The organism is Geomonas sp. (assembly GCF_035254065.1).
Taxonomy (GTDB): Bacteria; Desulfobacterota; Desulfuromonadia; order Geobacterales; family Geobacteraceae; genus Geomonas.
Window position 1 is genome coordinate 1 of the sequence record NZ_DATFBA010000163.1, and the last position, 9,115, is coordinate 9,115.

Below are 9,115 nucleotides of genomic sequence, written 5' to 3' on the forward strand. Positions count from 1 at the left end.
CTGCTCGCACCGTACGCCAGGGGCGGCAAGATCGGCCTGTTCGGCGGCGCCGGCGTCGGCAAGACCGTTCTCATCATGGAGCTGATCAACAACATCGCCAAGCAGCACGGCGGCTTCTCCGTCTTCGCCGGCGTCGGCGAGCGTACCCGTGAAGGGAACGACCTCTGGATGGAGATGAAAGAGTCGGGCGTTCTCGACAAGGCCTCCCTGGTGTACGGCCAGATGAACGAGCCGCCGGGCGCACGTGCCCGCGTCGCCCTCTCCGCTCTCTCCATCGCAGAGTACTTCCGTGACGAGGAAGGCCAGGACGTGCTCCTCTTCATCGACAACATCTTCCGCTTCACCCAGGCAGGTTCCGAGGTGTCCGCACTCCTCGGCCGTATCCCTTCCGCGGTCGGTTACCAGCCGACCCTGGCCACCGAGATGGGCGAGCTCCAGGAGCGCATCACCTCCACCAAGAAAGGCTCCATCACCTCGGTGCAGGCGATCTACGTTCCGGCCGACGACCTTACCGACCCGGCTCCGGCAACCGCCTTCGCCCACCTCGACGCGACCACGGTTCTTTCCCGTCAGATCGCCGAGCTCGGCATCTACCCGGCAGTGGACCCGCTCGACTCCACCTCCAGGATCCTCGATCCGCAGGTCATCGGTGACGAGCACTACGCCATCGCCCGTCAGGTCCAGTACGTCCTGCAGAAGTACAAGGACCTCCAGGACATCATCGCCATCCTCGGTATGGACGAGCTCTCCGAGGAGGACAAGCTGGTTGTTGCCCGCGCCAGGAAGATCCAGCGTTTCCTCTCCCAGCCGTTCCACGTGGCCGAAGCCTTCACCGGCTCCCCGGGCAAGTACGTCGAACTGAAGGACACCATCAAGGGCTTCTCCGAGATCGTGGCCGGCAAGCACGACGACCTCCCCGAGCAGGCCTTCTACATGGTCGGCACCATCGAGGAAGCCATCGAGAAAGCGAAGTCGCTGGCTGTCTAATAAATCAGGCTGATCCGGGGGCGCTGGAGAATATCCGGTGCCTCCGGTAATCCGCCTTTTGCCCGAAGAGGTTTTCCATGGCTGAAAAACTGAAGGTTGAACTGGTAACCCCCTACAAGAAGGTCCTCTCGGAAGAGGTCGACGAGATCACCGCAACCGGTGCCCTCGGCGAGTTCGGCGTGCTGCCGGGCCATGCCCCTTTCCTGACCTCCTTGAAGATCGGGGAGCTTGCCTACAAGCAGAACGGCGTCATGCACCACCTGGCCCTCAACTGGGGGTACTTCGAAGTCGAGAACGACAAGGTGACCGTGCTGGTCGAGACCGCCGAGCGTGCTGACGAGATCGATCTGGAGCGCGCCAAGGCCGCTTTAGGCCGGGCCGAGACCGAGCTGAAGTCCCTTACCCAGGACGACAAGAACTTCCGCATCTACGAGGCAGCCCTCGAGCGCGCGATGGTCAGGGTCCAGGTTGCCGGGAAGTCCAAGCGGTAACAGCAGGCACTATAGATGATATGAAAAGAGCGGCTTTTGGCCGCTCTTTTTGTTTGTGCATCTTTGCCATCTATCACAAACTCCCCCTCCCCTTCAAGGGGAGGGCCGGGGTGAGGATGGGGTATTGAATGTGCCACTGTCAACAGTCAAAAGCAATCCCCCCTGTCCCCCCTTTATCAAGGGGGGGACGTGTTAACGAGCATGGTAGCTAAATCTGATTCTATTTACAGCGTTGGGCACTGTCACAGGCGTCTCGTTCCTGGCCGTGGTTGTCAAACCCTCTAGGACGGCTGCACGTTTATGAGTTAGAATATCCATCGTAATTGCCCTTCAATCGGTGCCGATGTCAGTAATATGGTGCCAGAGGTGACTTCGATGGAGATGCAGCGCCGTTGTGAAAGCTTGAAAGTGCAGCTCGCCTCCCAACTGATGAACGAAGGGGATCGCGAACACTGCGAGAAGGTGCTGATAGACGCGCTCTACGAGGTCAGCCGCTCGATCCTTCCTGAGTTGGGCTATCCCAAGAAATCTGAGGAGTACCTCGACAGGCTGCACATGGTGGTCGAGGTAGTCAGCTTCATCGCCATAAACCTGATCAGGTGCGCCGGGGATCGACGCGGGGTTTCGGTGCTTACCGAACTCGGCGAAGGATGTCAGGACCCGCTGCTCAAGAAGAAGTTTTCCGGCTACGCCCAGGAACTGCTGGCTAAAGTAGACGCCGCCTCACAGGCGGGTCCTCCCTTCCGAATGGCGCCGGTGGCAGCAGTGTTTTCGGCGATCATTCTGTTGACCGCTGTGCTCGCCTGGTCGTTGCGCGGTTCCCTTTTCAGCACGAAAGGTCCCGGTGGCGGGCCCGCCTCATCTCCTGCGGCCCAGGCGGACCCGGCTCCGGTTCGGACCCTTGTGCCTGCTCCGGTGCAGGCAGCGACTCCGGGTACCGCTGGCGCCAGCAGTGGTGAACGCGCCGCCGGCGACGCCTCCTCGCCCGACCGCCCGTCGGTCGAAGTGAAGAGCACCGGCGCCCAGGGGGAACAGGTAACGCGGATCCGCATCATCGATGACCAGGTGCTGGTGCCGGTCATTCTGAAAAACGGCGGGGAGTCGGTGACTGCCGAACTGGTGATGGACACCGGCGCCACCAGGACCGCCATCCATGACAACCTCGCGCCCAGGCTGAGAATAGATCCCCGTACCACCAAGCCCTCCCAGGCCGAGGTCGCCGACGGCAGGACGATCAGCTCCAGGGTGGCACGTATCGATGCCCTGGTCGCCGGCCCTTTCACCCTGTCGGCCACCGAGGTGGAACTTATCCCCTATCGCAAGGATGACAGTCTGCACGACGGTCTGCTGGGGATGGATTTCCTGGGAAAGCACCGCTTCCAGGTCGATGCCGAGCATGAACTGATCCGCTGGTACTGATGCACGTGCCACCAGTCCCCTCGCCCCCCGGGAGAGGGGTAGGGTGAGGGAAGCCCCAAGGAGTGGATGGCCTCACTTTTCGAAGTGCACCTTTGTAGCGGTTGATTGACGGAGGGTTTTTACTTTTTCATGGAGCGCCTTCTACGCACACTTCAGCTGATGTTCTTCGCGGTCTTCCCGCCTGATGCTCCATCCAGCACCAATCCCATCACTTCCAACGCAGCAGCCTCGTGCGAGCCGCGGGAGGTTGCCTCCCTGCATCGCTACCTCGACAGTCGCGGCCATTTCATGGTGATCTTCCCCAACTGTCTTCCGGTTGCTGGACCCTTCGTGCTTTTCAGGCTTAAAAGGCAGGGGTATTCATCGTGTACGGTGCAGATTGTCGCGGAGGGATTGTTGGTCGAAGGAGATCGGTGAGCAGAGGCTAGCTGGGGGGGCGTTGAACAGTGAGAAGAGGTTAGCTGGCAGAGTGTTTAAAAGGTTGGAAAAAGTGAAACCGTTCGTGCTGAGCCTGTCGAGGTACGATCCCAACTTTTCTAGCTTGAAATCTGCCGTAGAGTTTCACATACCCTTCGACAGGCTCAGGGCGAACGGCTGAGTAATCCGCTGTGGGCGCAGGCTAATTGCCGATCTTGCCGATTTCATATCCAATCTGGTCCAGCGGTAGCACGACGTCTGCCACGTTTCCCTCGATGCAGGCGCGTGGCATGCCGAAGATGGTAGAGGTCGCCTCGTTTTGCACCAGGGTCACTCCCCCTTTCCCCTTCAGATGCTTCATCCCCTTGAAACCGTCGTTCCCCATCCCGGTCAGGATCACTCCCAGCATGGCGCCCGCACTGGCGTCGCAGAGGCTGGTCAACATCTGGTCCACCGAGGGGATGTAGATGTACTGCGGGTAATCGGTGGTGGGCGCGGTCCTGACCACGATGTTGCTCCCCTGCTTGACCAGGGAGGTGTGCCGGCCTCCGGGGGCGATCAGCACCTCGCCACCCTTGACCACGTCACCCTCCAGCGCTTCCCGGATGGAGAGCGAGCACTTGGCGTTGAGCCGCTCCGCATACGGGCCGGTGAAGGCCTTCGGCATGTGGATGGCGACCACGATGCCGTGCGGGAAGTTGACCGGGACCCTGGAGAGCACCTCCTGAAGGGCAACCGGCCCGCCGGTGGAGGCACCGATGCCGACGCAGTTGATCCGCCGGTGCGCGAAATGCGAGGGGCGCACGATGGCGGGCGAGGCGGGCTTCACCAGCGTGGAGGGGGCGGACAGGTGTCTCCTCGGCACCGGTACCAAGGCGGCTTCGGCCACCTTGGACAACAGGGCTTGCTGGAAGGCACTCTGCGCATCCTTGCTGTCGCTCACGTTCTTCGGGACGTAATCGATCGCGCCCGCATCGAGCGCCTCGAAGGTGGAGCGGGCCCCCTCGCAGGTCAGGGTGGATACCATCAGCACCCTGGTCGGCTGCTTGGCCATGATCTGCTTCAGCGCACCGATCCCGTCGAGGCGCGGCATCTCCACGTCCATAGTGATCAGGTCCGGGCTGAGCGCCAGCGCCTTCTCGACACCCTCCACGCCGTCCGCTGCGGTGCCGACCACCTCGACCTTGGGCGCCCGGGCCAGTATCCCACGGATCGCCAGCCGCATGAACGAGGAGTCGTCGACGATCAGCACCCTGATTTTGGCAAGCTGAGTGGGAAGCATGGCGGTTTACTTAGCTCCTATCCCCTGGAAGATGGACCGGACCATGTCCTCGATCTCCGGGACCCGGTCGTCCAGTTCGTAGCAGAAACGTTCCACGTCGAGCGCCGCCAGGTTGGGGGCGTACTCCTTGAGGATGGCCCAGGCCCTCTCTTCGGCCAGGTTGAAGGAAACCCAGGAGTTCCCGCCGTAGTCAAGCTGGCGCACGCAGCAGAAGAGATCGGCCAGGTTGACGATAGCGCACAGCGTCGGGTCCAGGGTCGCCTCGTCGGGGGCGTGGTGCAGCCCGATCACCTCGCAGTAATCGGCGGGGAAGTTCCACTTTTTCGCGATGCACAGGCCGATCTCGTTGTGGGAGGTGCCCAGAAACTGGACTTCCTTCTCGACCAGCCGGAAGGGCTGGCCCTGCACGGAGTCCAAAAGCGACCGAAAGTCGTTCTGCCGGTAGTAGCTCAGGAAGACCTCGCCGATATCGTGCACGATCCCCACCAGGTAGGCCTTCTCGGTATCGGGATAGCGCACACGCTGGGCGATGATCTTGGAGACCACCCCCACGCCGAAGGAGTGTTCCCAGAAGCTCTTGAGGTCGATGATGCCGTCGCGCCCCTGGAAGACGTCCACGAAGGAGCAGGTGAAGGCAAGCTCCCGTATGTGGCGGAAACCGAGGTAGATGAGCGCGCGCTTCACGGATTTGATCTCGTGGGACGGCTGGTAGAGCGGCGAATTGACCATCTTGATCACCCGCGCCGCCAGCACCTGGTCGGCCAGGATCATATCCGCCACTTCGTCCAGTTCCACCCCCGGCTTGTCCAGAAGTTCGATCACCCGGGTGGCGACCTGCGGGATAGTGGGGAGATCCACGAAGCTCTCCACCATCGCCTGGGCCGTCTGCATCATGGCTGCCTTTTCCATACCATCATCCTCACTTGTTGTAGGTGAATCCGCCGGGGAAGTGGACGGTCCTGAACTTGTCGTTCACGCCGTGCAGCGATTCCGACTGTCCCACGAAGAAGTAGCCGTACGGTTGCAGGTTGTTGTAGAAGTGCTGAACGACCTTGCTCTTGGAGGCGGTGTCAAAGTAGATGAGCACGTTGGCGCAGAAGATGAAGTCGAAGCTCTTCATAAACAGCATCTTGGTGTCGTCGTAGAGGTTCACGTTGCTGAAGGTGGCCAGTTTCTTCACCTCCGGTGACAGCACGAACCTCCCCGGCTGCTCTTCCTTGAAGTATTTCTTCAGATAGTAATCCGGGGTGTTGCGGACCGAGTAGGCGCTGTAGACCCCTTCCTTGGCCTGGGCGATCACCGTCTCGTTGATGTCGGTCCCCACGATCTCGATGATCCAGTCCTTCAGCAGGGTCGCCCGCTTTTCCAAAAGGAGCATGGCCATGGTGTAGGCCTCTTCCCCCGACGACGACCCGGCGCTCCAGATGCGGAGCTTCTTGAAGCCGATCTTCCCCTTCTGGTCCACGATCTCCGGCAGGAACTTGTTCTCCAGCGCGGTCAGCTGCGGGATGTTGCGGAAGAAGCAGGTCTCGTTGGTGGTGATCTCGTCCAGAAGCTTTTTCAGTTCGGCCGAGCCGGTCACGCCGCCGCGGACGTACTGGTAATAGTCCGCGTGGCTCTTGCAGCCGGTACCCTCCATGCGGCGGGCCAGCCTGCTCTCCAGGAAATACTTCTTGCTGCTGTGAAAGTAGATGCCGCAGACGTTATATATATAGTCCCTGAGCTGCTCGAAATCCTTATCGGAGATCTTCAGGGCTCCCTTGGTATCCAGTGGTCTCGTGTCAAGTGCCATTATCGTTCCCTCAGGCAGATTTCCTTACGCCGGTGGCGTCGCCGCCGCCGATAAGCCCCATCGGGTCCACAATGAGTGCCACCCTGCCGTCCCCCATGATGGTGGAGCCCCCGATGCCGGGGAGATTGGCGAGGAACTTGCCGAGCGACTTGATCGCCACTTCCTGCTGTCCCAACAGCCTGCTCACCACCAGGCCGATCCGCTTCTCGGCCACCCCCACGATCACCACATAACAGGTGCTCCGCTCATCGCCGGACTCGGCGCAGTTGAAAGAGCGCTGCAGCCGCAGAAGCGGCAGCACGGAGTCCCTGAGCTTCAGCACCTCCTGCCCCCCCACCACGTGGAACTCCTCCTTGTTCACCCGCATGGTCTCGATGACCGAGGAGAGCGGGATGGAGTAGACCTCGCGCTCCACCTCGACCAGAAGGGACTGGATGATGGCCAGGGTGAGCGGCAGCTTGAGGATGAACTCGCTCCCCTTGCCGAGATCGTTCTTGATCTCGATGATGCCGTTCAGCTTCCGGATGTTGGTGCGCACCACGTCCATGCCGACGCCGCGGCCGGAGAGGTCGGTGGCCTGCTCCTTGGTGGAGAAGCCGGGGAGGAAGATCAGCTCCAGGATTTCGCGGCTCCCCATGCAGGCGAGCTGCTCCTCGGTGACCAGCCCCTTGTCGAGCGCCTTCCTGGAAACCCGCTCCGGATCGATGCCGCGCCCGTCGTCCTTGATGCTGATGACGATCTGGTTCCCCTCGTGGGCGGCGGAGAGCACCACGGTTCCCACCCGCCCCTTGCCGGCGGCCACCCGCTCCTCGGGGCGCTCCAGGCCGTGGTCGAGCGCGTTTCGAATCAGGTGGATGAGCGGATCGCCGATCTCGTCCACCACCGAGCGGTCGAGTTCGGTCTCCTCGCCGAAGACCTGCAGCTCCACCTCCTTGCCGAGGTCGCGCGCCAGGTTTCTGACGATGCGGGGGAACTTCTTGAACACCTTCTCGACCGGTAGCATCCTCATCTTGAGGACCTGCATCTGCAGCTCGGAGGTGACGAAGTTTAGCCGCTTGGAGAGTTTGCCGAAGTCGTCGGAGAAGCCGTTTTCGTCGAGGCCGGCCTGGTAGTCGGTGTGCAGCTGGATCATGCGGTTTCGCTCCAGCACCAGCTCGCCTACCTGGTTCATCAGATCGTCCAGGCGTTTGACGTCCACCCGCACGGTGGAGTTGTCGGCCAGTTCCTCACCCTTGGCGGCGGCCGGTTTCTGGGCGGCCTCTTTGACCGGTGCCAGCTTGGGCGCTGCGGGAGCCTGGGCGGGCTGCGGGACGGGCGCGGAGGGTGCCGCGGAAGCCGCGGCCACCGCTGTAGTGGCAGGCTCGGCAACGACTGCAGGAGGATCGGCAACAGCGGCAGGCGCCTGTGCCGCCTGGCTCTCCAGGGAAGCCGGAAGCTGGCTTCCGGCCGTCTGCGCCGGGGAAGCTGCCTCCGCCTTGGGCGCGGCCGCAGGAGCCAGCACCTTGGCCTCGGTGGCTCCCTCGGAGAGGAAGGGGATCAGCTTGGAGATCACCGTGTCGAGGTCGCGCTCCACGATCTCCCCAGCCTTGATGTCCGCCACCAGGGTCTTGACCAGGTCGACCGCTTCCAGGACCACGTCCATGATCTCGGAGCTGAGGGAAAGCTCCCCCTTCCTCAAGCGGTTGAGGACGTCCTCGGTTTTGTGGGTGACCTTGACCAAGAGGTCGAAACCAAGGAAACTGGAGGCACCTTTCACGGTATGAATCGAGCGGAAGATCCGGTTCATGAGCTCGGCATCCTCCGGGCTCTTCTCAAGGCTGACCAGATCGTCGTCCAGTTTTTCCAGGAGCTCGGTGGTTTCCGCCAGGAAACCTTCCAGTAGTTCCTGATCCTCGCAATCTATTGACATGGTAATGCTCCGGGGTGCGGGGATGACTCCCCTGGTTGGTGGTTACGATACGCTGCTGAAGAAGCGCCGTTCCTCGGCGGAGAACATCTTCTCCAGATCCAGGAGGACCAGGAGCCGTTCGGCCTGGTTGATGACGCCGGCCATGCACTCCTGCTCGAGCCCGCCCGACACCACGGGAGGAGGGGGCTGGATCTCCTTGTCGGAGATGCGGATCACCTCGGAGACCTCGTCCACGATGAAGCCCATCAGCTCGCCGGCCACCTCCATCACCATGATACGGGTCCGCTTGTCGTAGTCGGCCTCCACCAGGTCGAACTTCTTCCGAAGCGAAATGATGGGGATCACCTTGCCGCGCAGGTTGATCACCCCTTCCACGTACTGGGGGGTGTTGGGGACGCGGGTGATGTTGAGCATCCGGATGATCTCCCGCACCATCAGCACGTTGATGCCATACTCTTCCTTCTCCAGGTTGAAGCTGACCAGCTGGATCAGCTCTCCTCCTGCTTCCTCGGTCTTCAATTTGAGTGCGGTCTGCATGATATCCTCCATAGGCATGGGCGCCACTTCTTACTGCTATTCGGACGGGTGCTGTAAAAATTGAATGAATTTTTCCGCCAAGTTGAGCGAGGAGAGGACGGAGCGAGTGGCGCTGGCCGGCGCTCTGCCGCCCTGAGCCTCGGGGGGCAAAAAATTGACGGGAGGGAGGCCAGACCGACGGCGAGAAGCAAAAAAGTCAGAGAATTGACAGCCCCTTGGTCACCCGCTATAGTTTTCCATCGACTCACCTACAAGCGGTGCCACACTCTCTTCCTTTAATT

Annotated in this window: 8 protein-coding genes; 3 read left to right on the top strand and 5 right to left on the bottom strand. The window is 61.3% G+C overall.

Annotated features, from left to right (window positions below; translation table 11 throughout):
* From atpD to VJ604_RS07865, 3 genes are all read left to right on the top strand, one after another.
* Window positions 1–987 (top strand): F0F1 ATP synthase subunit beta (atpD, locus tag VJ604_RS07855; RefSeq protein ID WP_324081343.1); only part of this gene is annotated, 987 nt, incomplete at its 5' end.
* 77 nt (window positions 988–1,064) lie between these two features.
* A complete protein-coding gene (locus VJ604_RS07860) occupies window positions 1,065–1,478 on the top strand; it encodes a F0F1 ATP synthase subunit epsilon (protein WP_324081344.1) in 414 nt (137 codons plus the stop codon).
* Between the two features lie 408 nt (window positions 1,479–1,886).
* On the top strand, window positions 1,887–2,897 hold the full coding sequence (locus VJ604_RS07865) for an aspartyl protease family protein (protein ID WP_324081351.1): 1,011 nt from the start codon (window positions 1,887–1,889) through the stop codon (window positions 2,895–2,897).
* Between the two features lie 619 nt (window positions 2,898–3,516).
* Here VJ604_RS07865 and VJ604_RS07870 read toward each other — a convergent pair.
* Genes VJ604_RS07870 through VJ604_RS07890 form a run of 5 tightly spaced genes read right to left on the bottom strand, consistent with a single transcriptional unit; the run spans window position 3,517 to window position 8,834 of the window.
* Entirely contained in the window at window positions 3,517–4,596 is a 1,080-nt protein-coding gene (locus VJ604_RS07870; protein ID WP_324081345.1) for a protein-glutamate methylesterase/protein-glutamine glutaminase, read from the bottom strand.
* A gap of 6 nt (window positions 4,597–4,602) precedes the next feature.
* Entirely contained in the window at window positions 4,603–5,505 is a 903-nt protein-coding gene (locus VJ604_RS07875; protein WP_324081347.1) for an HDOD domain-containing protein, read from the bottom strand.
* Between the two features lie 10 nt (window positions 5,506–5,515).
* Window positions 5,516–6,388 (bottom strand): CheR family methyltransferase, encoded by an 873-nt coding sequence (locus VJ604_RS07880; RefSeq protein WP_324081348.1) that lies wholly within the window; start codon window positions 6,386–6,388, stop codon window positions 5,516–5,518.
* Between the two features lie 10 nt (window positions 6,389–6,398).
* Window positions 6,399–8,297, bottom strand: a complete 1,899-nt coding sequence (locus VJ604_RS07885) for a chemotaxis protein CheA (protein WP_324081349.1) — start codon at window positions 8,295–8,297, stop codon at window positions 6,399–6,401.
* Between the two features lie 42 nt (window positions 8,298–8,339).
* Window positions 8,340–8,834 carry a chemotaxis protein CheW gene (locus tag VJ604_RS07890; protein WP_324081350.1) on the bottom strand — a complete coding sequence of 165 codons (495 nt, stop codon included), beginning with the start codon at window positions 8,832–8,834 and terminating at the stop codon, window positions 8,340–8,342.
* Window positions 8,835–9,115: the final 281 nt, after the last annotated feature.

What these genes read in the sequence shown, in the direction of transcription:
- VJ604_RS07870 (WP_324081345.1), bottom strand. Translation starts at nt 4,596, where the DNA reads ATGCTTCCCACTCAGCTTGCCAAAATCAGGGTGCTGATCGTCGACGAC.
- VJ604_RS07875 (WP_324081347.1), bottom strand. Translation starts at nt 5,505, where the DNA reads ATGGAAAAGGCAGCCATGATGCAGACGGCCCAGGCGATGGTGGAGAGC.
- VJ604_RS07860 (WP_324081344.1), top strand. Translation starts at nt 1,065, where the DNA reads ATGGCTGAAAAACTGAAGGTTGAACTGGTAACCCCCTACAAGAAGGTC.
- VJ604_RS07890 (WP_324081350.1), bottom strand. Translation starts at nt 8,834, where the DNA reads ATGCAGACCGCACTCAAATTGAAGACCGAGGAAGCAGGAGGAGAGCTG.
- VJ604_RS07880 (WP_324081348.1), bottom strand. Translation starts at nt 6,388, where the DNA reads ATGGCACTTGACACGAGACCACTGGATACCAAGGGAGCCCTGAAGATC.
- VJ604_RS07885 (WP_324081349.1), bottom strand. Translation starts at nt 8,297, where the DNA reads ATGTCAATAGATTGCGAGGATCAGGAACTACTGGAAGGTTTCCTGGCG.